This is a genomic window from Solidesulfovibrio sp. DCME (assembly GCF_049995385.1).
Classification (GTDB): Bacteria; Desulfobacterota; Desulfovibrionia; order Desulfovibrionales; family Desulfovibrionaceae; genus Solidesulfovibrio.
Genome location: NZ_CP188261.1, coordinates 219037 through 245637, shown reverse-complemented (window position 1 = coordinate 245637; position 26601 = coordinate 219037). Strand labels below are relative to the sequence as shown.

The 26601-nt window shown below is 62.3% G+C and carries 18 protein-coding genes; 5 read left to right on the top strand and 13 right to left on the bottom strand.

What is annotated here, in order from left to right:
- Positions 1–149 precede the first annotated feature (149 nt).
- From ACP59X_RS01125 to ACP59X_RS01105, 5 genes are all read right to left on the bottom strand, one after another.
- A complete protein-coding gene (locus tag ACP59X_RS01125) occupies positions 150–1127 on the bottom strand; it encodes a VWA domain-containing protein (RefSeq protein WP_428563821.1) in 978 nt (325 codons plus the stop codon).
- 3 nt (positions 1128–1130) lie between these two features.
- Positions 1131–1736, bottom strand: a complete 606-nt coding sequence (locus tag ACP59X_RS01120; RefSeq protein WP_428563818.1) for a DUF4381 domain-containing protein — start codon at positions 1734–1736, stop codon at positions 1131–1133.
- A gap of 180 nt (positions 1737–1916) precedes the next feature.
- Positions 1917–2900, bottom strand: coding sequence for a DUF58 domain-containing protein (locus ACP59X_RS01115; protein WP_428563815.1), 984 nt, complete (start codon positions 2898–2900; stop codon positions 1917–1919).
- A gap of 20 nt (positions 2901–2920) precedes the next feature.
- A complete protein-coding gene (locus ACP59X_RS01110; RefSeq protein ID WP_428563812.1) occupies positions 2921–3886 on the bottom strand; it encodes an AAA family ATPase in 966 nt (321 codons plus the stop codon).
- Between the two features lie 160 nt (positions 3887–4046).
- The gene (locus ACP59X_RS01105; protein WP_428563809.1) at positions 4047–5600 is read right to left on the bottom strand and encodes an arylsulfatase; all 1554 of its coding nucleotides are present in this window, start codon (positions 5598–5600) and stop codon (positions 4047–4049) included.
- 800 nt (positions 5601–6400) lie between these two features.
- Here ACP59X_RS01105 and ACP59X_RS01100 point away from each other — a divergent pair.
- Positions 6401–9748 (top strand): TSCPD domain-containing protein, encoded by a 3348-nt coding sequence (locus ACP59X_RS01100; RefSeq protein WP_428563806.1) that lies wholly within the window; start codon positions 6401–6403, stop codon positions 9746–9748.
- Between the two features lie 27 nt (positions 9749–9775).
- Here the strand turns inward: ACP59X_RS01100 and ACP59X_RS01095 are convergent, their stop codons facing one another.
- The 3 genes from ACP59X_RS01095 to ACP59X_RS01085 form a co-directional block, all read right to left on the bottom strand.
- On the bottom strand, positions 9776–11947 hold the full coding sequence (locus ACP59X_RS01095; protein ID WP_428563803.1) for a molybdopterin-containing oxidoreductase family protein: 2172 nt from the start codon (positions 11945–11947) through the stop codon (positions 9776–9778).
- Positions 11948–12000: 53 nt separating this feature from the next.
- Entirely contained in the window at positions 12001–12441 is a 441-nt protein-coding gene (locus tag ACP59X_RS01090) for a MarR family winged helix-turn-helix transcriptional regulator (protein WP_428563800.1), read from the bottom strand.
- A gap of 95 nt (positions 12442–12536) precedes the next feature.
- Positions 12537–12740, bottom strand: coding sequence for a 4Fe-4S domain-containing protein (locus ACP59X_RS01085; RefSeq protein WP_428563797.1), 204 nt, complete (start codon positions 12738–12740; stop codon positions 12537–12539).
- 86 nt (positions 12741–12826) lie between these two features.
- On the opposite strand from ACP59X_RS01085, the gene ACP59X_RS01080 reads away from it, so the two are divergent.
- Complete coding sequence (locus ACP59X_RS01080; RefSeq protein WP_428563794.1) at positions 12827–13153, top strand: zinc-ribbon domain-containing protein; 327 nt, start codon at positions 12827–12829, stop codon at positions 13151–13153.
- A gap of 27 nt (positions 13154–13180) precedes the next feature.
- Here ACP59X_RS01080 and ACP59X_RS01075 read toward each other — a convergent pair whose 3' ends face one another.
- The 3 genes from ACP59X_RS01075 to ACP59X_RS01065 form a co-directional block, all read right to left on the bottom strand.
- On the bottom strand, positions 13181–13570 hold the full coding sequence (locus tag ACP59X_RS01075; RefSeq protein WP_428563791.1) for a hypothetical protein: 390 nt from the start codon (positions 13568–13570) through the stop codon (positions 13181–13183).
- Between the two features lie 425 nt (positions 13571–13995).
- Positions 13996–16932 (bottom strand): carboxypeptidase regulatory-like domain-containing protein, encoded by a 2937-nt coding sequence (locus tag ACP59X_RS01070; protein WP_428563788.1) that lies wholly within the window; start codon positions 16930–16932, stop codon positions 13996–13998.
- A gap of 385 nt (positions 16933–17317) precedes the next feature.
- Complete coding sequence (locus tag ACP59X_RS01065) at positions 17318–17731, bottom strand: DNA-binding transcriptional response regulator (RefSeq protein WP_428563785.1); 414 nt, start codon at positions 17729–17731, stop codon at positions 17318–17320.
- A gap of 606 nt (positions 17732–18337) precedes the next feature.
- On the opposite strand from ACP59X_RS01065, the gene ACP59X_RS01060 reads away from it, so the two are divergent.
- The 3 genes from ACP59X_RS01060 to ACP59X_RS01050 all read left to right on the top strand — a co-directional run bounded on the left by ACP59X_RS01060 (position 18338) and on the right by ACP59X_RS01050 (position 25169).
- A complete protein-coding gene (locus tag ACP59X_RS01060) occupies positions 18338–21421 on the top strand; it encodes an Lcl domain-containing protein (RefSeq protein WP_428563782.1) in 3084 nt (1027 codons plus the stop codon).
- 261 nt (positions 21422–21682) lie between these two features.
- Positions 21683–24649: a BACON domain-containing protein gene (locus ACP59X_RS01055; RefSeq protein ID WP_428563779.1), complete on the top strand. Its 2967-nt coding sequence runs from the start codon at positions 21683–21685 to the stop codon at positions 24647–24649.
- Positions 24642–25169 carry an Lcl C-terminal domain-containing protein gene (locus ACP59X_RS01050; protein ID WP_428563776.1) on the top strand — a complete coding sequence of 176 codons (528 nt, stop codon included), beginning with the start codon at positions 24642–24644 and terminating at the stop codon, positions 25167–25169. The genes ACP59X_RS01055 and ACP59X_RS01050 overlap by 8 nt, the downstream gene beginning before the upstream one ends.
- Positions 25170–25571: 402 nt before the next feature.
- Here ACP59X_RS01050 and ACP59X_RS01045 read toward each other — a convergent pair whose 3' ends face one another.
- Together ACP59X_RS01045 and ahbA are read right to left on the bottom strand one after the other, a co-directional pair.
- A complete protein-coding gene (locus ACP59X_RS01045; RefSeq protein ID WP_428563773.1) occupies positions 25572–26006 on the bottom strand; it encodes a thioredoxin family protein in 435 nt (144 codons plus the stop codon).
- Positions 26007–26118: 112 nt separating this feature from the next.
- On the bottom strand, positions 26119–26592 hold the full coding sequence (gene ahbA / locus ACP59X_RS01040) for a siroheme decarboxylase subunit alpha (RefSeq protein ID WP_428563770.1): 474 nt from the start codon (positions 26590–26592) through the stop codon (positions 26119–26121).
- Positions 26593–26601 lie beyond the last annotated feature (9 nt).

Below are 26601 nucleotides of genomic sequence, written 5' to 3'. Positions count from 1 at the left end.
GAGCAAATGCGCCAGCAGATGCTTGGCAATAAGGGCCTGCATGCCGCACCGGCTGTCCCTTCGCAGGGAATACCCGATGAGCCCGGCGGCCGGGACAAACAGCAGCAACAGCCAGGGGCGCAGGAAATGAAAATGGCGAAGCACCTCCATCAGGCCGCCCCCCGCGTCCGCACGATCCGCCCGGCAAGCAGCAGCATGCTCAGCACCAGCACCGCCGCCAGGGGCCAGTCGTACAGGTCCACCTTGGGCCGATAACGGATGGTCTCGATCTGATGCGTGCTCAAGGCGTCGATTTGCGTGTAGATCTTCTCCAGGCCCGGGCCGTCGCCGGCCCAGTAATACGCGCCGCCCGTGGCCGCGGCCACGCCCTGGAGGGTTTTGACGTCCAGCTTTTGTTCGCCCACGGCCGTCGGGTCGCCCACGGCCACGGTGTCGATGACGATGCCGTCGTCCTTGGCGATGGCGGCGGCCTTTTGGGGCTCCAGCTTGGAACTGCTGTCGTTGCCGTCGGTGAGCAGGATCAGGAGCTTGTCCTTGACCGTGCTGTCCTTGAACATGGTGATGGCCAGGCCGATGGCGTCGCCGATGGCCGTTTTGGGGCCGGCCATGCCCACCTGGGCCTCGCGCATGAGTTCCCGGCAGGTCTCGAGGTCCTCGGTGAACGGGGCCTGGATGAAGGGGGCCGTGCCGAAAAAGATCAGGCCCACCCGGTCGCCCTTGCGCCGTTTGAGAAAGTCGTCGAGCACCCCCTTGACCGCGTCCAGCCGGCTGCTTTTTGTGCCGTCGGCGGTGGTGAAGTCCTCGGTGTCCATGGAACTGGACAGGTCCACGCCAAGGAGCACGTCCCGGGAGGGAACCTCCTTGACGACGGGCGGCTCGACCCACTGGGGCCTGGCCATGGCGGCGACCAGCAGGACCCAGCACAGCCCGGCCACGATCTGGCGCGCAAGCGGCTGGGCGCGCACCACGGCCCCATCCCCCGGCGACTGGCCGGACAGCGCGGCCAGTTCATCGAAAAACGGCACCAGCACCGCCGGCCGCTCTTCCCTATAGGGACGGGCGAGCCGCCGAAACACCAGCGGCAGGGGCAAGAGGACAAACAGCCAGATGTTGGCGAAGATAAACATGGATCAGGCCGCATCCTCGGGTACCGCAACGGTTGCGACAGGGGACGCCCCGCCGCCCGGACGGGGATGGCCCAGGACGCGGGCCGGTTCGGGCGGTTGCGGGGACGTTTCCCCAACTGCGCGGTGGCCGGCCAGCCAGGCCCGCACCGCCTGGCACAGGTTGCGGACCTGGGCCGGGCTGATGCCCGCAAGCTGTGTTTCGGGAGCGTACGGACCCAGCAACAGCAGCCGGCCGTTTTCCCCGGCGAAAAGCGGCCGGCCGTAGCGGCTGTCCAGAAAATCGAGCCACGGTTGGCCGCTCAACGAGGCGGCCTGGGCGCGGCCATAGGCGGCCAGGGCCGTGCGTTTGAGAAGTTCGGACAAGCGCGGCAGCAGGAGGTGGGCGGCCGTGTCCGTGGCCAGGCCGCTTGTGAGCCCCGCCAACTCGGCCAAGGCCTGTCGCCGGTAGGCATTGCGCCGCCAGCGCCGATACGCGACCACCCCGCCCCAGACCAGGAAAAGCAGCGCCGTCAGCCCCAGCGCATACCAGCCAGGGGCCGGCGGCAACCATGGCACAGGCGTTGGCACGACGATGTCGTGCAGGTTTTGCAAATCGATGGAACTTGGCATCTAGTCGTTACCCATCCGAGATCACGGCACAATTCCCTCTTCGCAAGCCTGCATCACTCGCCTGGGGCCACAACCCAAAAGCCTCTTGGGATTCCAAGGGGCAACGCCCTTTGGCTGCCGGAGGCGTCCGCTCCTGACCCTATGGGACACTCCGCCGCGCGCAGGGCCAGCCGGCCCGACTCAGCGGGACCCTTCCACGGGTACCGCCACGGCCGGGGCCGGCTTGCCCGGAACAAACCCGAGGGTGGCCCGTACCTGTTCGGCCACGTCGCCCACCGTGTTTAAGGGCAGCACCGGGACGCCCAGCCGGTGCAGCGCGTCGGACAGGGTGCCCAGGCGCCCCTGGAGGAATTCCGGGAAGCGTTTGCGCAATTGCCGGTTGTGGCCGTCGAGGCGGATCTGGCTTGTGCCGTCGCTTATGACCAGAAAGCCCTTTTCCGGCAGTTTCCGGGCCAGGGGATCGTACACCGGCGCCAGGAGCAGGTCGTTGTGACGGGTCAGCGTCGTCGCCAGGCGCAGGGTGGCCTCGCCCAGGCCGAAAAAATCGCTGATGACGCAGACAAGGAAATCATGCCCGGCCAGGGACACGGCCCGCTCAAGGGCCTGGTCGAGCATGTTCGGCGCGGGGACGATGCCCCGGTCGACGCCAAGCCGGTTGTTTTGCTCCACGAGGATCTGGAGGATCCGCATCACGGTTTTTTTCGACCGCTGGCACCGCACCACCCGGATGTCGCTGTCGTCAAAAAGGACCGCGCCCACGCGGTCGCCGGCGGCCACCACCCGCCAGGCGGCCAGGGCGGCGGCCTGGGCGGCCGTAACCGACTTCATGTTGACCCGCGAGCCGAAAAACATGGACAGGCGCTGGTCCACCACGAGCAGGACCGGCCGCTCCCGGTCCTCGGCATAGACCCGGACCTGGGGCTCCCCGGTGCGCCGGGTCGCCTTCCAGTCCATGGCGCGGATGTCGTCCCCGGGGCGGTATTGCCGCAGTTCCTCGAAATCGAGCCCCCGGCCGCGCAGCCGCGAGGCGTGCCGGCCGGCAAGCAGGCTGTGCACCGGCTGCCTGGGAAGGAAGCTGAACCCGGCCGCCTTGTGCTGGAGGCGGATCAACTCCTCCAAGGTCACGTAGACACCGGGGCTATTTTCGCCGTGCTTGGAGCGCATATTGCCCTTCCCGGCCGCCGTCAGGCCACGGCCACCTGCTTGACGATGGCGTCGATGACCGCATCGGCGCTCACCCCGGCGGCGTTGGCGTCGTAGCTGAGAATCAAGCGGTGGCGCAGGCAGTCATGGACCACGGCCCGCACGTCATCCGGCACGACATGGTCCCGGCCGCCCAGCCAGGCCTGCACCCGGGAGCACTTGTCCAGGGCCAGGCTGCCCCGGGGGCTGGCCCCGACTTCCAGCCAGCCGGCCAGCTGCTTGTCGTATTTCTCGGGGTGGCGGGTGGCGCTGATAAGCGCGACGATATAGCGGTCGATGGCCTGCGAGGAATAGACGGCGCGGATTGCGTCGCGGGCGGCGAAGACGGTTTCCTGGGCGATGGCGTCTTTCGTGGGCGCGGGCTGCGCCCCCTGTTCGCCGCGCACCAGGCGGATGATTTCCAGCTCGTCGGCATCGGCCGGGTAGCCGATCCGGACATGCATGAGGAACCGGTCCATCTGGGCTTCGGGCAGGGGATAGGTGCCTTCCTGCTCGATGGGGTTCTGGGTGGCCAGGACCATGAAGAATTTTTCCAGCTTATGGGTCTTGCCGGCCACCGTCACCTGCCGCTCTTCCATGGCCTCCAGCAGGGCGGACTGCACCTTGGCCGGGGCCCGGTTGATTTCGTCGGCCAGGACCAGGTTGGAGAAGATGGGGCCGGCCTGGAAAGCGAACACATCCTTGCCGCCGGAGGCGTAATACATCTCCGTGCCGGTGATGTCCGACGGCAGCAGGTCCGGGGTGAACTGGATGCGGGAAAATTGGACGGCCAAATTGGCGGCCAGGCTTTTGACCGCCCTGGTCTTGGCCAGCCCGGGCAAGCCTTCGAGCAGCAGGTTGCCGTCGGCCAAAAGGCAAACGATCAACCGCTCGACGACCTCTTTCTGGCCGATGATGGATTGCTCCATTCGCGTTTGCAGTTCTTTTATCGTATCCAGTGTAGACATGCTGTTTTCCTGAGCGCGTACCTGCGCCTTGCGTTCGGCAATCCAGCCCCGGACATCATGCTGTTGCAACCGTGAGCGAACGGCATCCGCAGCGCATCTTGCCGTTCCCGAAAAGCCCTCGTGGCCGCGCCGCGAGGGCTTTTCGGGCTGTCGCTTCGGACTAATGTCCGCCGTTCGTCATCTTCTCGAGTTGGAACAGCGCTTTTTTTACGCCGTCAATGGTGAAGCTTCCGGGCAGTTGCACCGGAGGATACTCCTTAAAGGTGTCCATGAATTGACCAAGGACATCCTGCAGGGGATAGAGCAGGAAGATATGATCAAATGTCCAGTCCCAATAGGTGTTGGACGTAATGGGAGCGCGCTCGAACGGATCGAGCCGCAGGTTGATGATGAGCGGGAAGCGCAGGTTGCGGAACTCGCGCTGCCAGATGTCCAGGGTGCCGGGGGAGTCCTGGACCATGAAGTGGATTTTATAGTTTCCGTAGCGCAAGGCCAGCAGGTCGAGGTCGTCGGAGAAGTACCAAAGGATCTTGCGCCGGCTCTTGTCTTCCTGGCCGGTCAGGTAGGGAAGCTGGTTGTAGCCGTCCAGGTAGTTCTTGAAGGTGCGCCCGGCCGCGCTGTAGCCCTTCTTGAGTTCGTCGGCGATGTTGGGGTCACCGGCCGCCGCGACCAGGGTGGGGAACCAGTCCAGGCCGGAAACGATCTCGTTGGAGACCTGCCCCGCCTTGATGTGCCCGGGCCAGCGAACCAGGGCCGGAACCCTAAACCCGCCTTCCCAGCCGGAGTCCTTCTCGTTGCGGAACGGCGTCATGGCGGCGTCGGGCCAGGTGTTCATGTGCGGGCCGTTGTCCGTGGTGTAGATGACGATGGTGTTGTCGGCGATGCCCAGCTTGTCGATGGTGTCCAGGATGGCGCCCACGTTCTTGTCGTGGTCGATCATGACGTCGTCATAGATGCCCTGGTTCTCGCCCGCCTGGCCGACGCTTGACGGCTTGGCATGGGTGCGCAGGTGCATGTGGGTGTAGCACGTCCACAGGAAAAACGGCTTCTTGGCCTTGACCTGGCGTTCGATGAAATCCTGGGAGCGGGCCTGGATGTCGTCGTCGATGGTCTCCATCCGCTTCTTGGTCAGGGGGCCGGTGTCCTCGATGCGGCCGTCGGCAAAGGAGTGGAGCACGCCACGGGGGCCGTATTTTTTCTTGAACTCGGGGTTTTTCGGATAATCGGGCAGTTCCGGCTCTTCTTCGGCATTGAGGTGGTAGAGGTTGCCGTAGAACTCGTCGAAGCCGTGGTTGGTCGGCAGCATCTCGTCCCGGTCGCCCAGGTGGTTCTTGCCGAACTGGGCCGTGGCGTAGCCGAGGTTTTTAAACACCTGGGCCATGGTGATGGTCGCATCCTGCAAGCCTTGGGGAGCGCCCGGCATGCCGACCTTGGACAGCCCCGTGCGCGCCACGCTCTGGCCGGTGATGAAGGTCGAGCGGCCGGCGGTGCAGCTCTGTTCGGCATAGTAATCGGTAAAAAGCAGCCCTTCATGGGCCAGCCGGTCGATGTTGGGCGTCCGGAAACCCAGCAGCCCCTGGGAATAGGCGCTGATGTCGGTGATGCCGATGTCGTCGCCGAAGATAACCACGATATTGGGTTTTTCCGCTTGAACCTTGGGCTTTTCCGTTTGGGCCAGGGCCGTTGCCGCCACGAGGGCCAGTAAAATGGCCATGGCGAACGCTAGGGTACACTTCCATTTTCGCATCATGTCCCCCCGTGTCTCATTGTTGCGCGGTCATGTCGCACACACCATCGACCCGATTGCCTCGGCGTACGGTTTTTCGGCAATACAACGGAACATGCCGGTGTGCCGCGGAATCGCTCTGCCTCTCTCGCGCGGAATTGCTCTGCCTCTCTCTCACTGAATGGACAGTGCCCATATTTCGGCAAACAAGACAACTCTTTTTTTAGCGCCTGCGGGGAGCACCCTTGCCAGCATGACAACAGGCCGGCCCTTATTTGCCACACATAGGAAACCGATCGCCATCTGTCCAATGCGATTTTATTTTCGGCTTGATAATCTTTGGTTATACACCCACCAACAGGAGCGGCCCTGCGACCGGGAGAGGAACACCGTACCTGCGGCCTGCGGGAGGGGCGGCCTCTTGGGGCTTTGCAGGCCCGAGCGGTCACGAGGCCGCTCTTTGGCGGCATGTCGACGCACGTCACGAGGGGCAATACGCCAAAGCCCATGGAACAGATCGAGGCGCTCCACCCTGGAGCCACCGCCTTCGGCCAGGGACGCCGTCAGCCCGTATTCCCCGGATTGTTCGGCACGGGTCCGGGGTTACCGGCCGGGGCAGGCGGAGGTTCCCTTTCGGGCCGGGCTGGTGTAGGGTCGCATCCTGTTGGGGACCAGCCGCTTCCGTCTTTGCTGTCATTGCAACAGCTTTGAATAATTTACTATACCAAAGCAGCCGCCGGTGCGGCCGCCCTTTTTTTGCGACACCGCAGCCCGAGGAACTTCCGCCCATGACCAGCCTGCCCATGCCCGCCGATCTGCCCGAAGCCAATGTCAACGCCAACGCCCAGGTGGTCCTGGCCAAGCGCTACCTGCAAAAAGGCCCGGACGGCGCGCCGCTCGAGGACGCACGCAGCCTTTTCTGGCGCGTGGCCGCGGCCATCGCCGCCGAGGAAGCCAAATACGGCGCCTCGCCCTTCGCGCCCGAAGCGCTGGCCCGCAAATTCTACGACCTCATGGTCGGCATGCGCTTTTTGCCCAACTCGCCCACGCTCATGAATGCCGGCGCGCCGCTGGGGCAGTTGGCCGCCTGTTTCGTGCTGCCGGTCGGCGATTCCATGGAGGAGATCTTCGACGCCGTGAAGTTCGCGGCGCTCATCCACAAGTCCGGCGGCGGCACGGGTTTTTCGTTTTCGCGGCTGCGCCCGAAAAAAAGCCGGGTGGGTTCGACGGGCGGGGTGGCCTCGGGGCCGGTATCGTTCATGCGCATCTTCAACACCGCCACCGAACAGGTCAAACAGGGCGGCACCCGGCGCGGGGCCAACATGGGCATCCTGCGGGTGGACCACCCCGACATCCTGGAATTCATTACCTGCAAGGAACGCGAAAACGAGCTGCAAAACTTCAACATTTCGGTGGCGCTGACCGAACGCTTCATGCAGGCCGTGGAAAAGGGCGAGGACTACGACCTCGTCGATCCCCGCGACGGCAGGGTCGTCGGCCAAAAAAGCGCGGCCGAGGTCTTTGCGCTGCTCGTGCGCAAGGCCTGGGAATCCGGCGACCCGGGCATCGTGTTCATCGACCGCATCAACCGCGACAACCCCACCCCGGCCCTGGGGGCCATCGAATCGACCAACCCCTGCGTGACCGGCGACACCTGGGTCATGACCGCCCACGGCCCCCGCCAGGCCCGGGAACTCGTCGGCGCCACGGTCCCCCTGGTCCTCGACGGCGAGGTGCATGCCTCCACGCCGCAGGGCTTTTTCGAAACCGGCGTCAAGCCGGTCTACCGGCTGCACACCCGCGAGGGGTATTCCCTGCGCCTGACCGCCGACCACAAGGTCCGCCGGGCCGTCTCGGAAACGAGCGCCAAGGGTGCGGCCTGGTGCGAAGTGCGCGACCTGCGGCCGGGCGACCGGGTCGTGCTTGGCGACCAGCGCGCCCTGGCGACCTGGCCCGGCCGGTACGGGCTGGCCGAAGGCTACCTCGTGGGCCTGCTCCTGGGGGACGGGACCCTCAAGCAGGACAAGGCCGTCCTGTCCTTCTGGACCCGGGCCCAGGCGGCCAACGGCGACCCCTTTCCCCAAAGCGGCGTCATGGAGGCGGCCTTCGCCTTCGCCAAGGCCCAGCCCCACCGCAGCGACTTCACCGGCTGGGTGAGCGTGGCCGGCCGCGACGAATGGCGCCTGAGCCTGGGCGCGCTCAAAACCATCTGCCACGACCTCGGCATGGCGCCCGGCCACAAGCGGATCACGCCCGAGGTCGAGCGCTGCTCCGGCGAATTCTCGCGCGGGCTGCTCGGCGGACTGTTCGATGCCGACGGCTCGGTCCAGGGCTCGCGGCAAAAAGGCGTGAGCATCCGCCTGGCCCAGTCCGACCTGGCCACGCTGGAGGCCGTGCAACGCATGCTGCTGCGCCACGGCATCGCTGCGACCATCTACCGCAACCGCCGCGAGGCCGGCGAAAGCCTTTTGCCCGACGGACGGGGCGGCCGGCGGCCGTATGCCGTCAAAAGCCAGCACGAGCTGGTCGTTTCGGGCGAGAACATGGCCCGCTTCCGCGAGGTGGTGGGGTTTCGCGACGAGGACAAGGCCGCCCGCCTGGAGACGCTCCTTGGCGGCTACACCCGCCGGCTTAACCGCGAAACCTTCCTGGCCACCTTCGAGTCCCTGGAGGCCGCTGGCGAGGAAATGGTCTACGACGTCCAGGTGCCGGGCGAAAACCGCTTCGACGCCTGCGGCTTCGTGGCCCACAACTGCGGCGAACAGCCACTTTTGCCCTACGAGGCCTGCAACCTGGGCTCGGTCAACCTGTCGGTCTTTTACGATCCGGCCGCCCCGGACGGCATCGACTGGCCGGGCCTGACCGAGACCGTGCACCTGGCCGTGCGCTTTCTCGACAACGTCATCGACGCCTCCATCTATCCCCTGGACCAGATCACGGAGATGGTGCGCACCAACCGCAAGATCGGCCTGGGGCTCATGGGATTTGCCGACCTGCTCTATCTCCTGGGCGTACCCTACGACAGCACCGAAGCGCTTTCGCTGGCCGAAAAGATCATGGCCACCATCCAGGCCGAGGCCCGCAGCGCCTCCAAGACCCTGGCCGCCGAACGCGGCCCCTTCCCGGCCTACGCCGATTCCGTCTACGGCAAACGCAACCTCGGCCCCTACCGCAACGCCACCACCACCACCATCGCCCCAACCGGCACCCTGTCCATCATCGCCGGCTGCTCCTCGGGCATCGAGCCGCTTTTCGCCCTGGCCTTTTCCCGCAACGTCATGGACGGCGAGAAGCTCGTCGAGGCCAACCCCCATTTCGTGGCCGCCATGAAAACCGCCGGCGCCTATTCCGAAAGCCTCATGGAGGAGGTCACGCGCAAGGGCTCCATCGCCCACATCGGCCTGCTGCCCGACGACCTGCGCCAGGTCTTCGTCACGGCCATGGACATCGAGCCGGTCTGGCACCTCAAGATGCAGGCCGCCTTCCAGAAATTCACGGACAACGCCGTGTCCAAGACCGTCAACCTCCCGGGTGCCGCCACCAAGGAGGACATCCGGGAGATCTACTGGCTGGCCTACGAACTGGGCTGCAAGGGCGTGACCGTCTACCGCGACGGCTGCAAATCCAACCAGGTGCTGTGCACGGGCGACGGCGCCCCGGCCGACCCGGCCAAGCCCCAGAGCAAGGTCCGCATGCGCCCGGACATCGTCTTCGGCTTCACCCAGAAGGTCAAAACGGGCCTTGGCGAGCTCTACCTCACGGTCAACGAGATCGACGGCAAGCCCTTCGAGGTCTTCGCCACCATCGGCAAGTCCGGCCGCTCGGTCACGGCCAAGGCCGAGGCCATCGGCCGGCTGGTGTCGCTGGCTTTGCGCTCGGGCGTGGACGTGGCCGACATCGTGGGGCAGCTTAAGGGCATCGGCGGCGAAAACCCGGTCTTCCAGAAAAAGGGCCTGCTGCTGTCCATCCCCGACGCCGTGTCCTGGGTGCTGGAAAACCGCTACCTGCAAGGCAGGAAGATCCTCGACGACACCGGCAATCTGGGCCATCCCCTGTGCCCGGACTGCGGCGGCGAACTGACCTTCGAGGAAGGCTGCCACGTCTGCAAGGGCTGCGGCTACACCAAGTGCGGCTAGGCCCGCGCCGGCCTCCGGGCCGAGTCCTTACGCCTCCACAGGGGCGCGCCGGCCGTGTTGCGGCCGACGCGCCCCTGGCGTTTCGGCCTCCAGGCGGCACAGGCCGCATTTGAGCGGCTCGGCCCCGCAGTCGGGGTCGAAATGCTCGTGACCGAAAAGCAGGTTGGCGCAGCTTTCCTTCCAGCCGTGTTCCGGCCCGGGCGCGCCGGGATTCCACCAGCCATGGTCGGCCGCGACCACGTCCGGGGCCAGGCCGTCGTCGGCGGCGGCAAAAAAGCGCGCCCGGCCATGGGGCGTGACCACGGCGACCGCATCGCCGTCGGCAAGCCCGAGCCCGGCCAGGGTGCCGGGATGCACGGCCACCAGGGGCCGGGGGCGCAGCCTGGCCAGGGAGGCGATCTGCCGCCCCTCGGAGTGGAAATAGGGCAGGGTCTTGCAGCCGGTCATGAGGATGAGCGGAAAAGCGGCGGCCGCCTGCGGGCTCGAAACCGGGGAAAGGGGCGGCTCGACATAGACCGGCAGCGGCGGCCGTCCGGCCCGGGCCATGACCGAACTGACCAGTTCCACCCGGCCGCTGGGCGTGTGAAACCCGTGCCCCTCGTATTTGCGGTAGCGCATCTTGCCGAGGACAATGCCGCGCGCGGCAAAATCCGCGAAGGTCATGCCCGAGGGCTCAAGAAGCCAGGCGAGGTAGGCCTGCCAGTCGGGCCAAGGAAAGGCCGCCTCCAGGCCCAGGCGGTGGGCCAGCTCCAGCATGACCGCCCGATCGTCGCGGGCCTCGCCGGCCTGCATGACCTTGCGCCGGGCCAGCACGCACCACAGCTTGTGGAAATTGACCACGTCGTCCTGTTCCAGCCAATGCGCCGCCGGCAGGATCAGGTCGGCCAGCTCGGCCGCCGGGGTCATGAAAAAATCCGAAACCACCGTGAATTCGATATGGTCGCGAAGGGCCTGCGCCACGATATCGCCCCGGGTGGCCGTGAGCATGGGGTTCGTGCCGACCAGCCATACGGCGCGCGGCCGATAGGGCACGCCCGAGCGGCAAGCCTCCCAGAAGGTCGGCTGATGGCAGCCCGGCACGAAGGGGAAGCGCCCGGCGCCGATCATGCGGGCCTTCTGCTCCGGGGAAAGGAACTGTTCACCGAGGACGTCGTGGTCATCCAGGGGCGACTTGGACCGCAGGCCTTCGGGCGCGACCCATTGCACCATGCCGCCAGGGACGTCGAGGTTGCCGGTGACGGCAATGAGCAAAAGCAGTGCCCGGCCCGTCTGGAAGGCGTTCACACTCGTGTCGATACCGTTGCCCCACAGCAGGCAGGCGGGTTTGGCCCGGGCAAAGGCCCGCGCGGCCTGGCGGATGGCCGCGGCCGGCACGCGCGTGACGGGCGCGGCCCAGTCCGGGGAAAAGGGGGCCACATGGGCGGCCAGCTCCTCGAAGCCGACGCACCAGTCCCGCACGAACGCGGCATCGTAAAGCCCCTCGCCGAGGATGACATGCAGCATGGCCAGGACCAGGGCGCATTCCGAACCGGGCCGCAGTTGCAGGTGCAGGTTCGCGGCCCTGGCCGTGCGGGTGCGCCTGGGGTCGGCCACGATGACCGTCGCGGCCGCGTCAAGGGCCCGCTTGACCATGGCCCCGCACATGCCGTCGGCGGCGCCGGTCTCGGGCGTGTTGCAGCCGAAAACCAGCACGCCCTGCGGAGACGCCCCGCCCTGGCCGTAGATGTCGGCCACGGGCAGAAAGCCCATGGTGATGGCGGAGGATATCACCCGCGGCAGGAAGCAGTTGTGGCCGGGGGAGACGAAATGGGGCGAGCCCAGGGCGTGGATGAAGCGGCCGGTGAATTCGGTGTAGGGCCGGCCCGTGCCCTGGCACAGGGCGATATACTGCGGCCCCGACTCCCGGCGCACGGTATCGAAGGTCGCGGCCAGAAGCGACAGCGCCTCTTCCCAGCCGATGCGCGCGTACCGGCCGCTGCCGCGCGGGCCGGTGCGGCGCAGGGGGTAGAGCAGCCGGTCGGGATGGCGGGCCGTCTCGATGGCGGCCGCGCCCTTGGGGCAGATGTAGCCCCGGCTTGTCGGGCTTTGCCGGTCGCCGGTGATCTTCACGGGGCGCCCGTCGCCATCGAGATGCACCAGGACCTGGCAGACGCCGTGGCAACCCCGGCAGGACGTGCGGACGATGCGGGACGCTTCCATGGCCGTACCCCCTTGCTTCGTTGTGTCTACAACTACCTGGCCCGGCCGCGGCATCATTCGGCCAGGTTGTCGATGATGCGCAGCAACAGTGCCCGGCAGGCCCGGCGCTCCCCGGCGTCCATGCCGTGCTGGGCTTCCTCCAGGACCTCCCGGGCGATGGCGGCGCAAGGCTCCAGCATGGCCGTGGCCTGGGGTGTAAGTACGACCAGTTTTTGCCGGCCGTCGTCCGGGTCCGGGGCCCGGCTGATGAACCCCCGCCGCTCCAGCCCGTCCACCAGCCGGCTGACGCTCGATTTCTCCAGGAACAGCCTGGCCCCGAGCTGTTGCTGGGTCATGGCCTCGCCGCTGGCCAGCACCAGGGCCGCGCCCCATTGCTCGGCCGTCATGCCCATGCCCGCTTCCCGAAAGCGCCGCCCGAGCCGGTTGCTGCACAGCCGGCTGGCCAGGGCCGTCAGATGGCCCAGGGATTCCTTGCGGGCATAGGAAAACACCATGGATTTGTTGTGTACACAACTTTTTTGCCCCGTCAAGGCTCCCCCGGCCCGCCGCCCACGCCCCGGGCTGGGGGCCGGGGCCGCCTGACGCGCCCTCAATCCATTTCGATGCAGTCGTGGGGGCAAAAGGCCATGGCTTCCTCGATGGCCGCGGCCGGTGCCTCGTCACGGAGCAGCACGGGTTTTTCGGCGGCCTCGTCCATGGCGAAAAGCTCCGGCACCATGCTGGCGCAGGCGCCGCAGCCGTTGCAGCAAACGAGGTTGACGCTGTAGCCGTGCAGGGTCGTGTCCGTATCCATGGGCGCTCCTCGGTTTCGGTGGCGGTCGGGCGTTTTTCCATCTAAGCTTCGGGCCTGTCCTGTCAACGAGGAGTGGGCCCCCGGCCATGCGCTGCAACAAATGCGGAACGGAAAGCCCCGACGAAACGCGGTTTTGCCCGGTATGCGGGCACAAGCTCCAATCCGATCGCCCGCCCGGGGAGACCGACCAAGGCTCGGAGCACGGCACGGCCGGGCGCCGGGAGGGGTCGCGGCTGCTCGATTTCCAGGGCTGGACCAACCCCGGGCGGGGGATCGGGCCGTACGTCGAGGCGTGCGCCCTGGCCGTCATCCTGGCCGGCGGGGCGGCGGCCTGCCTGTACGCCGGGGTCCTGTGGCCGCTGTACCCGCTGGCGGCGGCCTGCGCCCTGGCCATCTGGCTGCGGCGGCTGTGACGGCCGCCCCCTACGCACGGCCGCCGGCTACGAGCTGCCGCAGCAGCGCGCCGAACTGAAGCTCGAACACGGCAGGGCATCGACCAGCACGTTGACGCAACCGCCGTTGTAGTCCTTGACGATGCGGCCCGAGGGCATGCGGCCGTGCCAGACCCGGCTGGTGAAAACGGCCAGGTCGCCGTTGACCTGCACGTAGAATTCCGCGAATTCCTTGCCGAAAAAGCTGTTGAAAATGTAGACGCCCTCGCGCACGCCGACAAAGCTGTATTTGTCCGGCTGCTTGCAGGTCAAAATGGCCAGCGCCCGCTTGAAGGAGCAGATCAGGACGGCCTGTTCGTCGAAGGCCGCGGCCGGGCGGGCCGAACAGACGGCACCGGCCACGGCCAGCGCCAGGACAAGCCTTGCCACGCGTTTCATGCACGCCTCCCGGGCGACACCCTGCCACCCCTTTGCGCCTCATCGTCCCTTGGCCCGTATCCTTTAGCCCAATGCGCGTGCGCCGGGCAGGCAAGGCCACGGCCGTCCGCCAGGCCGACACGGCAACCGGTTCACGGCCGCGACAACCAGCATACGGCCTTTTGCCGCGAACCTTCAAGGCCGGCGGGCACGCATTCCCACTGGCGGCCGCGGCCGCGAGGACGGCTGGCGACGTGCCCGCCCCGCGCCCACGGGCCGGCGCGGCCGGGCCGCCGGCGGACCGGCCGCGCCGTCGAACCCACCGGCCGCAAAAACGGAACCCGGCCGCGCGGACGACGCCGCACGGCCGGGTGCTTACCCTCGGGTCGCCCGGGCCGGTCGGTTGGGCGACCCGGGTTCCTCTCGCCGGCCCTGCGGCCCGGCCGTCAATTCCCGTTGCCCAGCAACAGGCCCACCTCGGGCGCGACCTGTCCCAGGGGCGAGAGGGTCATGTCGACCCCCCCCACGGCCTGCCCGCTGGCCACAGGCACGGCCACGGCCTGGCCGCAGGTCGACGCGCCGTGTTTGCCGTCCCAGTACTTGTCCAGGAAGGGCCGCTTGGTCAGGGCCACGTCGGTGCGGATGGCGTTGTTGCCGGTCGGGACGCCGTAGATCGCATAGGCGCCGTCGTAATCGGAATAGACCAGCCGCGTGTAGGGCCCCGAACAGGCCGGGCCGGCCGTGTCCTTGACGGCCACGCAGGAGGCGGGAGCGCCGGTGGCGGTTGTAAGCGAGCCGGCGATCGTGCCGCCCGGCTGCATGGTCATGTCGCCGGTGGCCGTGGTCTGGCCGGCCACGATGGTGACCGCCTGGGCATTGGCGCAATTGCCCGTTCCGGTGCCGCCGTTCCACCACAGCGGGGCCAGGCTTGTACGCCGCGGCGCGGCATTGCCGACGATGGTGATGGTGCCGGGCGGCAGGTTCGACAGGGTAAAAACACCGGCCGTGTTGGTCGTCTGCTGGGCGAACGACGTGGTGACGTCGCAGGCGCCGCCGGCCAGGGCGCTGACCATGATGCCCCGCAGCGGATTGCCGTCGCTGTCCTTGATGGTCCCGGTTACGCTGCCGCCCGGGCTCAGTTTGATCCCCAGGCCCGACACGGTCTGGCCGGGATTGACCGAAACCGTGCCCGACTTGCTGTATGTGACGGTCCCATTGGCCCCACCCCACCACTTCCGGTAATACCCCGCCCCGGAGGCGGCGATGTGGACCTTGCCCGTGGGGATGCGGGACAGGCTGAAGGAGCCGTCGGCGCCGGTGGTGGCCTGGGAGGCGTTGGTCGACAGGCAGGAAGTTTCAACCTCGGCGGTCACCGTGACGCCGGCCAGCCCCATGCCGGAAGTGTCGGTGATGGTACCGGTGAGCGTGCCGCCCTGGGGCAGTTGCATAATCACGCCCGAGGCCGTGCCCCCCGCCGGAACGGAGACGGGCCTGGCCTTGATGGGTTCGAACACGCCACCGGAGCCGTCCCACCACTGGGAGACGGAGTTGCCGCCGGCCGTGTAGGAAGCGTAGACGAACACCGTGGCCGGCATGCTCTTGAAGGAGAAGTCGCCGTTTTGATCGGTGGAGGTGCCGTTGAGGGAGACGGTCAATGCCGTTGGCGCATAGAGAATGGCGTTGACGGAGGCGCCGCTTATCGCCGTGCCGTTTTGGTCGGTGATGCGCCCGCGGAGGGTGCCGCCGGGTTCCAGGGAAAAGTTCCTGCCGGCGGCGGTGGCCCCGGCGGCGACCACGGTCCCCTGGGACTGGTAGAAGTTGAGGGAACCGGTGCCGCCGTCCCACCATTTGCCCACGAAGTTGAGGGAGCCGTTGCCGCCGTAGGCGTAGAGCGTGTAGGTGTCGGCGGCCAGGCCGGACAAGGTGTACTGGCCCTGGCTGTCGGTGGTGGTCATGGCGGCGGAGGTGCCGTCCAGCCTGTAGGCGTAGATGCTGACATTGGCCAGGCTCGGGCCCAGGGAGCTGTGCACCGCCCCGCTGATGGCCCCGCCGGCCGGCAGGGTCATATCGAGCCCGGAGACGGTCTGCTCGGCCACGACCGACAGCGTTTGCGCCGTGGCGCAGTTGTTGTTCCCGCTGACACCGTCCCACCAGACCGGAATCTGGCCCTGATCCGAGGTCGCCTGGACCACCACATTGCCGGGGGGCACGCCGTAGAGCGTATAGCTTCCGGTGTTGGTGTAGATGGAAGCCACCTGCTTGCGGCTGCCGCAGGCAGACCCCGTGTAGGCCCGGACCGTGGCCGAGGTGATGGCCGCCCCCTGGGAGTCGGTCAACTGGCCGGAGAGCATGGCCCCTGGGGACAAGGTGAAATCCACGCCAGGCGTGTCGTTGCCCTGGGTCACGTTCACCGTGCTGGCCGTGGAGCAATCATTGGACCCGCCGGAGCTGTTCCACCACGAGGGCACCAGGTTGATGCCGCTCCAGGTCCCGTCGGCAAAGGGGTAATACGGGCCGCCGACCGGGGCGCTTATGGTATAATTGCCATTGCTGTCGGTGCCGGTTCCGGCGACGAACGTATACTGCCCGCACGGCGAGCCGGTATACAGGCGCGTGTTGACATAGCGCACCGGATTGCCGTGGTTGTCGACGACCCGGCCGCTGACCGTTCCCGCCGGGGAGATGAGAAAATGCAATGGCCCCGTGCTCTGGCCGGCGGTGATGAACAACGGCGTTGCCGCGTTGCAGTCCCTGTTGCCTGAGCTGCCATCCCACCAGGTCATGAGATACTGAGGCGACGCGGCGGAACTCACATAGACGTTTCCGGACGGCACCCCGTAGAGTGTAAAATCGCCGCTCGCATCGCTGCCCGTCTGGTTTCCGACCTGGGCGGAGTAGCCCGAGCAGACGGGGGCGAGCTTGATCTGGGCGGTCATGCCGGCGATGGGATTGCCCTGGAGATCGGCGAAATTCCCGGTAATGACACCGCCGGGGGACAGGATCAGGTCCACGGAGGCGGTTTGCCCGGAGACGACGGTCACCGGCTGGGCATTGGAGCAGACCGGATTGGCGATATTGCCTTGGTGCCACCAGCCGGAAACGTAGTTGGAGGAGGCGGTGGGCGTTCCCCAGGCTTGGAGGAACACCTCCCCTTCCGGCAGGGCATCGATGGTGCAATTGCCGTTGGCGTCCGTGGTCCCACCGCTCACGAATGGGCCCACGCAGGTCATTCCCGAGAAAACCCGGATCGCATAGGCGGCCATGGGCCCACCATCCGCCTTGGTCAGGTGGACGGAAACACTGCCGGTCCCGGCCCGGGCCTGCGTCGGCAGCCCGAGGGCCAGGCCAAAGGCGAACAACAAGATGATCGTCCATTGCCTCATTTGCTTTCTCCTTTGCGCCCGCGCCCGACGCCGGCTCCTGCATGGGGTTCACCGGGTGCCGCGGTGCCCGCAGCCTGCCCGGCACGTTTTTCCACAACCCGTCCTCCCGCCGGCGCATGGGCTCGCCCAGTCCCTGCGGCCTGCCCTGGCCGGCCGGAAACCGCCCGGTGCCGGTGCCCACACCCCTTTTGCAACAGACCGGCCGCAGGCCACGGGGGCTGCCCCGACCGGCTACACTTCCCGGCGCCCAGTCCCAGGCCCCGACCCGCGTGCGAGGCCTGGTTGGGGACGCCCTGCGCAACGGGGACCACCAGCCAGCCTCCCCCACGGTCGGCACGACGGCAGCCCAGTCGCGGCACAGAAACACGGCACATTCGCGCCTGGCCTAGGCCCCCTGCCCCATCGGCCCGGCCGCTCCCCCCGGCCCGGCCTCCAGGCGCCGCAACACCAGCCGCGAGGCGGCCTCCAGCAAATCCCCATGGCGCAACGGCTTGGCGAGGACTTCGCCCCCTTCCCGGCGGATGGACTCCAAGGCCGCCAACCGGCCCGAGCTGTCCGTGGACACGAGCAGGCAGCCCCAGCACTCCCGGGCCTCGGGCGCCGACAATCTGGCCAGCCGCGCGGTTTCGTCCTCGCCCAGATCGCAAAACAGCAAATCGAATTGCCGGGCCGTGAAAAGCGCCCAGGCGGCCTCGAAACCGTCCGGCCCCACGGCCTCGAACCCGGCGCGGGACAGCGTCGCCTTGACCGCCGCCCGAAACAGCGGGTCGTCGCACATGATGAGGACCCTTTGGGACATGGTCGTTTCCTTCACGGGTGCGTCGCAAACCGGGGCACCGGCATGCAACGGCAGGGACTTTCAAACCGTATGGGCCGAAAGCCCCGATCATGGCTATCGGGGGAAAGCGGATTTCGCCTCAGGATTTTGCGCAGCAGAAAGCGGCTGGCCTAGGGATTTTCCCTAGATCGTGTCGCGTTCTTCAATGGCCGCCTGCATCATTCTTGCTGCTGGAACGGCAACTCAACCATTTTAATTTACGCAATATTTTCGAGAGCCCCGTGTGGCGGCCTCGAATAAAGAACCATTATAGCATTGCTTGTGTAGTGTGCGCACGAAGAGCGGCGAAGTCACGTGGCGGCAAGAGATTATCTGCGTCCAAGGTGAGGTTTTTTAACTGAAAATAACTCACATAACTCTCTTGCGCTGTATCGCCAACATGACCTAAAGTTAACTAAAAATAGAAACAATTTAATGCGAACAACAAGCTTTATCTTAAGACAGCATCAATGCAATTCAAACCAAAACCGGCATATGCACAACTAAGACTGTCAATATAAAATAATAGCAATTAAGCAATACTATGCGAATTTAGAACGCCAGATGACAAGCAACCCGTAAATACTCATGGCCTTGGCCGAGGAAGAAACAATTATGGGAAAATCATCCCGCAGAGCAAAAAAAGCACACCTCCTTAGCCTAATCACTTTCGTCTTGTTGCAATGCGCATTATGTACTTTTGCCTTGGAATCCTGCCTATACGCAAAAGAGATACTATTGCCAGAAGCAAATGGAGTTCCATTTGCTTTTAAGGACAATCACGATGGTACAATCAGCGACCTCAACACCGGCATAATGTGGGAAAAGAGATCAGAGTCAATAAATGAAGACTGGGATGATGCAACAAAATATTGCGCCAGCCTATCGACAGGAGGATATTCCGACTGGAGGCTGCCGACGCTTTTCGAAATAAGTACTTTATACGCTTACTTCAAGGCCATTACAGCAAGATACGAGGTTCTAACTCATTATTTCCCGTCTTTCTCTGGCGGCTGGACGAAGGAGAAGCGCGACAACAACAATCCTTTGTTTTTCAAGTACGACGGGACATTTTTTCCTATGCAATACCACATTCAATCTGAAAACAGCAATTTATGCGCAAGAGGGGCAGAGCAATATTCAGCCCCATCGTTGTACGAATGGTATTGGGATTATTTCGACAGAGGGCTATATTCTTACACCGAGGTTGTGGACAAGTGGGCTCATAACTATGCACTTCAAGGCGGTTGGGGCATACCTGACCCCCACCAGCTATTGTCTTCAGGCGAAAATTTTACTGGCCGCGGAATGTGGGCATGCGCTTGGAGCGGCAGTCGTCATTGGCAGTACTCAGCGAACAGAAAAGAATCACAATTTATGCCGGATTCGAATTTGTGGTTCATAACAAACCAAGTGCCAATGGGCTTTGTCGTATGGAGAGGGGGAAACACTTGTTCGTATTCCGTCTCCGAAGTCAATAAAAATATAACCGCCAACGAAGATACGTATTGTGTAAAACTATCCATGACTTCTTATGAATATTGCAACTGGAGCGTGTTCAGCAAGACTGCATGGGCGACCATAACGAGCGACGAGGCCGGGACAGGTGCGGCTGACATTTGTTTTCACATGGAGGCGAACACATCCGGGACAAGTCGAACGGCCAAGCTCAACATCGCCGGCTTTCTCTATGAATTTACACAGCCAGGTGCCTCGGCCTGTACGTTTTCAGTTTCATCTCTTTCAAATTTTTCCGATAACGGCGGCACACAGCCGCTCAGCCTCACAGCCTCCGGCTCGGATTGCACCTGGACGGCCTCCACGAACAGCCTCTCCTGGGTTCACCTCTCCGCGGCCAGTGGAACCGGGAGCGGCTCGCTGCATGTGACTGTTGACCGCAACAATACCACGGACACCCGAAGCGGCACCATCACCGTCGCCGGCCAGTCGGTGACAGTCACCCAGGCCGGAGCTGCAGCCTGTACCTATACGGTTTCCTCGTTGACCAACTTCTCCAGCGGCAGCGGAAGCCAGACGCTTAACATCACGGCTTCGTCTTCCAACTGCGCCTGGGCAGCATCCACCAATAGCCTCTCCTGGGCTCATCTCTCCGCGACGGGTGGCACCGGCAGCGGTCAAGTCACCGTATCCGTAGACCAGAACACGGATATCGCCTCGCGAAGCGGCACGATCATCGTCGCCGGGAAGTCGGTAACCGTCAATCAGGCCGGTGCGTCCTGCTCGTTTACGGTTTCCTCGATCAACAATTTTGTCAGCGCCGCCAGCAGCCAGACAGCCACCGTCACCGCCTCCAACCCCGGTTGCACCTGGACAGCCTCCGAAAGCCTCGACTGGGTGAGCCTCTCCTCCACGGGTGGCACTGGCAACGGATCCGTCACCGTGAGCGTCACCCAGAACAACACGGCGTCCACCCGAAGCGGCACCGTCTCCATCGCCGGGCAAACCATCACGGTCACCCAGGCGGCAGTTCAATCCTGCTCCGTGACGCTTTCCGCTCTTCACGAATTCTACAACACGGCCAATAGCCAGGCGATCAGCATCACCGCATCCGGCTCGACCTGCACCTGGGCTGCTTCGGGAAGTCTCGACTGGGTCAGCTTCTACCCCACGAGCGGCACAGGCAGCGGCACGGTGGTAGTTTCCGTCAAGAAAAACACCAGCACCTCTCGGCGAATCGGCGTTGTCACCATCGCCGGCCAGTCGGTAACGATCACGCAGGCGGCGTATTCGCCGCGCAAGGTCACCCTGCCCGATACCGGGCAAACCAAATGTTTCAATAATTCAGCTGAAATTACCTGTCCCGCGCGAGGTGCCGACTTCTACGGCCAGGACGGCAACTACCGGGGCACGCAGCCTTCCTACAAAGGAAACGGCGATACGGTCACGGACTTGGTGACTGGACTCATGTGGCAGCAGGCTGATGACGGAGTGGCGCGGAACTGGGTCGATGCCGTGAACTATTGTAAAAATTTAAATCTGGGAAATTCGACAACCTGGCGGTTGCCATCGAGTCGAGAACTGTCCACCATTGTGGATTCTGGACAAAACAATCCAGCCATTAATCCAAGTTTTAGTTGTTCTGGAATTCGTTATTGGTCGAGCACGTCATACTTTGCCGAACCGTCTGTGGCATGGGCATACTCATTTAAGGCAGGAGACTTTGAATACAGGAGCAAGTCTATCCTAACAAACGTTCGTTGCGTTAGCGGTGCGCCTTTACAAGAATCAGTGTATATTGATAATAGCGATGGCACAGTCGCCGATCAGGTCACGGGACTGGTCTGGGAAAAGGCAGGCACCGCTTCGCCCATGACTTGGGAACAGGCCCTGGCTTGGTGCGAGCAGGCCACGACCGGAGGATATTCGGACTGGCGTCTGCCCAACCAGCAAGAATTACGATCCTTGCTGGATCTATCGCGATCACAGCCAACAATCGACACCGCCTTTACAGGGCCTGAAAATGAATATTGGTCCGGCACAACTTACGCCGGCCATTCGAACGCCGCTTCGTACGTGTACTTCCACGTCGGCTACTCGTATGGCTACGTCAAGAGTGGTACATATAACGTTCGCTGTGTTCGCGGCGGACATGGGGCCTCTGGTCCTTTTGTTCAAAGTATATTCAACATTTTGCTCACGGATACACATTAATACATTGCTGCCCTGGATTGAAACTATTTCCCGGACTGTAAAATGTTATTGCTTGCAACGCTACCTAAAAGCGACTATGTTATATTTTGTACAGGCTGGCGCAATACTTACAGACGGCATTCTGCTCTTGAATAACTGTAAAAGTTTGTTCGCTACAAGGATGAGTCTCTGGATTCTTGAAAATACAAATCGAAAATCCTTTTCATTAATGAGCCAACTCCACACTATCAGACTGCATATCGTACAGCATGGAGGCTAAAAATGGTACCTGCTTCTCATCACAAGTCACGCGTGCGTAATATTCGCTTTAATTCGCAAACAATGAATATTGGTATTTTGTGTATCCAAGTAATAATTGCAAGTATTTATATTGCAATTGCACCTGACAAGTGTTTTTCAGCCTCCGGCGACCTTGACCCTTCATTTGGCAACAAAGGGATAGTTATTACAAAATTTGACAAATACGAAGACATAATCAAAGCAATTGCCGTACAGCAGGATGGAAAGATTGTCGTTACCGGCCAAATGTACACATTAAGCACTAAAAATCATGTTAAGCACATGACAACGGCACGTTACAATGCAGATGGCACACTGGATACGACATTCGGAGACCAGGGAAAGATAATCGAGACTATTGATAAAGATTCTCATGGCACCGCTGTCGCATTGCAGCAAAATGGGAATATTGTTGTTGCTGGATATGCCAGCAATGTCGACACCGAATACGACACTATTTTTACTGTCTATGACACGAACGGGGTCAACCTTGTCAGCAAGTCTGGACATTATATGCCAGCCATACGGAGAACGCTTTCCCTCCGTTGGGATGGGGCTGCTTCTGTTTTAATACAAAATGGCAATATTGTGCTGACTGGAAGCAGAGCATGGATTTTGGCAAATCAAGTTTTGCACAACACGCCCTTTGCAATACGTTACAAAGCGGATTGGTCGCAAGACGCATCCTTCGGATCCTCAAATGATCAAGACCTGCACAAAGGTGTAGCATATATTGATCTCCAATACAAAGACACATCTCAATTTTACCTTAACGCCTCTGTGCTGCAGCCCGATGGAAAGATTGTCAGTGTTGGAACTCAAGAGTTTGACATTGGCGGCTCAAGATCTTTTCTGTTGCGGTTTACTGCTGATGGATTCCCAGACACATCGTTCAATGCAAGCGGCGCAACTTATGGTTCTGCCGCAAGCGGTTGCAATCGCGGCGACAGCGTCGCGTTGCAAGCCGATGGTAAAATTATTATCGCGGGGAGATATCCACTCAACACAGGCAATAACACAACTGGCCTCTGCTTGTGTCGATACAATGTTGACGGCTCCCTGGATACGACTTTTGGCGATGATGGCGTTACAAAGATCGGCAACCCCGAAGTATCGTTTGAAGGAGGACCTCAAATCGCTATTAAATCAGATGCATCTATCATTGTTGCGGCGCATGTAAATGGTAAATTTTCTGCTCACAAATTTAATTCGGACGGATCTCGAGACACATCTTTTGGCACAGATGGAAGTGTAATTACAAGCATTGGCACGAATGTCAACAAAGTTTACGCCATTGCCATTCAACAAGATGGCAACATTCTCGTTGGCGGCACCGCATTTAAAGCAATAAAAGATAGCTTTTATAATTTTGCATTGGTTCGCTATTTTGACCCCTACACCGCGGAAGCCTGCAAATTTGCTGTCTCGCCGACCGTCACGAATTACGACAGCACGGGTGGCAGCCAAGCGGTCACCATAACCGCCTCTGCATCGGATTGTGCCTGGACAGCCTCATCGAATCTCTCCTGGGTCCACCTCTCAGCCTACAGTGGCAGCGGCAGCAGTGCGGTCACGGTCACCGTGGACCCAAACGCTTCTTCCTCCTCAAGAACCGGCACAATCTCCATCGCGGGGAAATCCGTCAGCATCACCCAGGCCGCAGCGGCTGCCTGCACATACGCGGTTTCCTCCTTAACGAGCTTCCCCAGTGATGGCGCCACGCAGACCCTCGCCGTCACGGCTTCGTCCTCCAACTGCGCCTGGACGGCTTCCGTCAATGGCCTTTCCTGGGTCCACCTGTCCGCCGCGAGCGGAACGGGAAGCGGCTCGCTTACTGTTACGGCGGATCGCAACAACACATCGAATACGCGATCCGCAACGATTACCATCGCAGGAGTGGACGTGACGGTCACGCAAGCTGGGGCCGCGTCCTGCTCTTATTCGCTCTCCTCCCTAAGCAACTTTACCGCAGCCGGGGGGAGTCAGAACGTGACCGTCACCGCCTCTGCGTCGAATTGTTCCTGGACTGCTTCGGCCAATTCGCTTTCGTGGGCTCACCTGTCCACCACTTCCGGCACCGGCAGCGGCACGCTTACCGTATCCGTGGACGAAAATACCGGGACATCCTCGCGCAACGGGACCATCTCCATTGCCGGCCAGTCCCTCGCCATCACGCAAAATGGCGCGTCCGCATGCTTGGCCACGCTTTCCGCGCTGGCCGATTTTCCAGGGGCGTCGAGTTATCAGGCACTGGATCTGACGGTCTCGACCGCCACATGCAATTGGACTGCAACGACAGATACGGACTGGATAACTATCTATCCTGCGAGCGGGACAGGGGATGGAACGCTTGTCGTGTCTGTAAAGACAAACCCGGACAGCACCTCTCGAAGTGGGACATTCGCTGTAGCGAATAAAACGGTGACCATAACACAGGAGAAGTTTACGCAACAACGAACAAAACTTCCTGATACCGGCCAGTCGAAATGTTACAATGCCACGAACGAAATTCCTTGCCCTTCAGCCAATGAAGCATTTTACGGGCAAGATGGAAATTATAGCGGCAAGCAAAAATCTTATCAAACGGATTCTGGCATGGTAAGTGATCTGGTCACTGGGTTGATGTGGCAACAATCCGATGACGGCGTGAAGCGTGACTGGCTAGAGGCTTGTGTTTACTGTAAGAATTTAACTCTTGGGAATTATGCAGATTGGCGGCTCCCCTCCCGCAAAGAACTTCTCACGATCATCGATGAAGGGCGTATTGGGCCATCGACTAATCCTGTTTTTGGGCATACATCAGCCGGCATGTTCTACTGGTCGAGTACATCGTATGGACAAAACAAGACATTCTCTTGGTATGTAGGCAATAATTATGGGAATGCCTACTTTGCATCCAAAACGAATAAAAATTATTCACTGTGTGTGCGTGGAGCGTATTTTGATTGAATTCCTGGCAACACCAAAATTTACGGGAAATATTATGCAATACTTCATATCCCTTGCCGTTTTTATTTGCCTGTCACTCAATTTCATTATGGATGCCGAGGCCGGCCATTTAACGTCTACAACAAATACTGTGACAGATCTCACAACGGGCCTCATTTGGGAGAAGACAAGCACCGCCTCGGCCATGACGTGGGAACAGGCTCTTGCCTGGTGTGAAAAATCTACAACAGGAGGAATATCGAATTGGCACTTACCCAACAAGTTCGAACTAGAAACGTTGGTCGACGATTCCCAGTATAATCCGGCGATTGATTCGAGTTTATCCGGTTTTGCCAAAGCGTATTGGGCAAGTACCACCGATCCAGGTTATGGCGATTACGCTTGGGCAATTAATTTTTACGATGGGAACTCTGATACGTATTCAAAGGCTGGCTTGCATTATGTGCGATGTGTTTCCAGCATGAGCCCGGGGAATAAGATTGTACAGCCAAGTATAATGCTACTCGTCCATGAAAATTAATTTGCCTATTACCGCTAACCTTAAAACATACATGCAGCCATTTTCACAGTGCTGTGCCACTTTTACATGATTACATTGCTTCCCCGCCCTGGCGAGGACATCGAGCCGCAAATCCGCTTTCATGACTGGCCAAGGCGCCAGCCACAACCCTGTGGCTGAAAACATCCAAAACCATTGCGAGAAAGAGGAAACCTTGCCACAGCGGAATATACGTGATGCCAACTCCCCGGAGGCGGTTCTGGGCCGATGCGGCAAACGCCCATTGTCGTAGGCCAGGGACTGGGCGCTTTTTTCCTGGCGCACCGTTGTACGTGAACCACTCCGTCTCAAAGGAGTATCTGTCCCCGAAATCGAGTCCACCCCAGTCCACGGTGGACCTTTCTTGCTCGCCTTGACTGCATGTTAGAGGTTCTGGCGCACCCAGGCCACGAGGTCGGCGGCGCCGCGCGCGCCGGAGATGCGGGCCTTTTCCTTGCCCGCCACGAACAGGACCATGGTCGGCACGCCCTGGATGCGCATGCGGTCGGCGATGGCCAACTCTTCCTGGGTGTCGCACTTGGCCAGGATCACGCGCGGATGCAGCATGGCCGCCGCCTGGTCGAAGGCCGGGGCCATGGACCGGCAAGGCGCGCACCACGGCGCCCAGAAATCGACCAGCACCGGCAGGTCGCTTTTGGCCAGGAACGTGTCGAAGTTGGCTGCCGTGAGCGTCACCGGATGGGGTTCCAGGATGGGGGCGCGGCATTTGCCGCACACCGGGCCGCTGTCCAAACGGCCGGTCAGGACGCGGTTGACGGCGAGGCACTTGGGGCAGACCGCATGGATGGCATCGGGCATGGCGCACTTCCTTCCGTTTTGGGGCGGTTCGTCGGGGTCGCGGGCCGCGTTTGTCCTGGAACACATAGCCACGGTTGGCCAAAAGGCAATCCCGCCACGCCCTTGGGGCGCCCTACGCCTCCTCGGCCGGCGCTTCGGCGTCGCTTAAGGCGAAATCCACCCGGATCTTGAACAGCCGGTCGGCCGGCAGGTTGAGGATGGGAATGCCGGTTTGCCGGGTGATCTCAGCCAGCCCCTCGGCGATGGCCTCCCGGGAGGCGCCGATCATGGTGAACCAGATGTTGAGGGGATGGTCGCGCAGGTAGTTGTGGGTCACGCCCGGGTGGGCGTTGACCGCGGCTATAAAGGCCTCGCGCTTGTCCTCGGGGGCCGAGGCGGCGCACAGCGTGGAAAAAAAGCCGATCTTGGCCGACTGGAAGTTGGCGCCGACGCGGCGGATGATGCCCTTGCCCCGAAGCGCCCGCACCCGGGCCAGGGCCTCGGCTTCGGTCAACCCCACCATTGCGCCGACCGCGGCATAGGGGCGCGGCGCGATGGGGAAACCCGTCTGGATGATGTCGAGAATGCGCTTGTCGATGGCGTCCATTAGATACCC

Excerpts from the sequence above, each read along its gene's own strand:
- ACP59X_RS01100 (WP_428563806.1), top strand. The coding sequence starts at position 6,401 with ATGACCAGCCTGCCCATGCCCGCCGATCTGCCCGAAGCCAATGTCAAC.
- ahbA (WP_428563770.1), bottom strand. The coding sequence starts at position 26,592 with ATGGACGCCATCGACAAGCGCATTCTCGACATCATCCAGACGGGTTTC.
- ACP59X_RS01055 (WP_428563779.1), top strand. The coding sequence starts at position 21,683 with ATGGTACCTGCTTCTCATCACAAGTCACGCGTGCGTAATATTCGCTTT.
- ACP59X_RS01115 (WP_428563815.1), bottom strand. The coding sequence starts at position 2,900 with ATGCGCTCCAAGCACGGCGAAAATAGCCCCGGTGTCTACGTGACCTTG.
- ACP59X_RS01045 (WP_428563773.1), bottom strand. The coding sequence starts at position 26,006 with ATGCCCGATGCCATCCATGCGGTCTGCCCCAAGTGCCTCGCCGTCAAC.
- ACP59X_RS01090 (WP_428563800.1), bottom strand. The coding sequence starts at position 12,441 with ATGGTGTTTTCCTATGCCCGCAAGGAATCCCTGGGCCATCTGACGGCC.
- ACP59X_RS01080 (WP_428563794.1), top strand. The coding sequence starts at position 12,827 with ATGCGCTGCAACAAATGCGGAACGGAAAGCCCCGACGAAACGCGGTTT.
- ACP59X_RS01105 (WP_428563809.1), bottom strand. The coding sequence starts at position 5,600 with ATGGCCATTTTACTGGCCCTCGTGGCGGCAACGGCCCTGGCCCAAACG.
- ACP59X_RS01070 (WP_428563788.1), bottom strand. The coding sequence starts at position 16,932 with ATGAGGCAATGGACGATCATCTTGTTGTTCGCCTTTGGCCTGGCCCTC.
- ACP59X_RS01085 (WP_428563797.1), bottom strand. The coding sequence starts at position 12,740 with ATGGATACGGACACGACCCTGCACGGCTACAGCGTCAACCTCGTTTGC.
- ACP59X_RS01060 (WP_428563782.1), top strand. The coding sequence starts at position 18,338 with ATGGCCTTGGCCGAGGAAGAAACAATTATGGGAAAATCATCCCGCAGA.
- ACP59X_RS01125 (WP_428563821.1), bottom strand. The coding sequence starts at position 1,127 with ATGTTTATCTTCGCCAACATCTGGCTGTTTGTCCTCTTGCCCCTGCCG.
- ACP59X_RS01110 (WP_428563812.1), bottom strand. The coding sequence starts at position 3,886 with ATGTCTACACTGGATACGATAAAAGAACTGCAAACGCGAATGGAGCAA.
- ACP59X_RS01120 (WP_428563818.1), bottom strand. The coding sequence starts at position 1,736 with ATGCCAAGTTCCATCGATTTGCAAAACCTGCACGACATCGTCGTGCCA.
- ACP59X_RS01065 (WP_428563785.1), bottom strand. The coding sequence starts at position 17,731 with ATGTCCCAAAGGGTCCTCATCATGTGCGACGACCCGCTGTTTCGGGCG.
- ACP59X_RS01095 (WP_428563803.1), bottom strand. The coding sequence starts at position 11,947 with ATGGAAGCGTCCCGCATCGTCCGCACGTCCTGCCGGGGTTGCCACGGC.
- ACP59X_RS01075 (WP_428563791.1), bottom strand. The coding sequence starts at position 13,570 with ATGAAACGCGTGGCAAGGCTTGTCCTGGCGCTGGCCGTGGCCGGTGCC.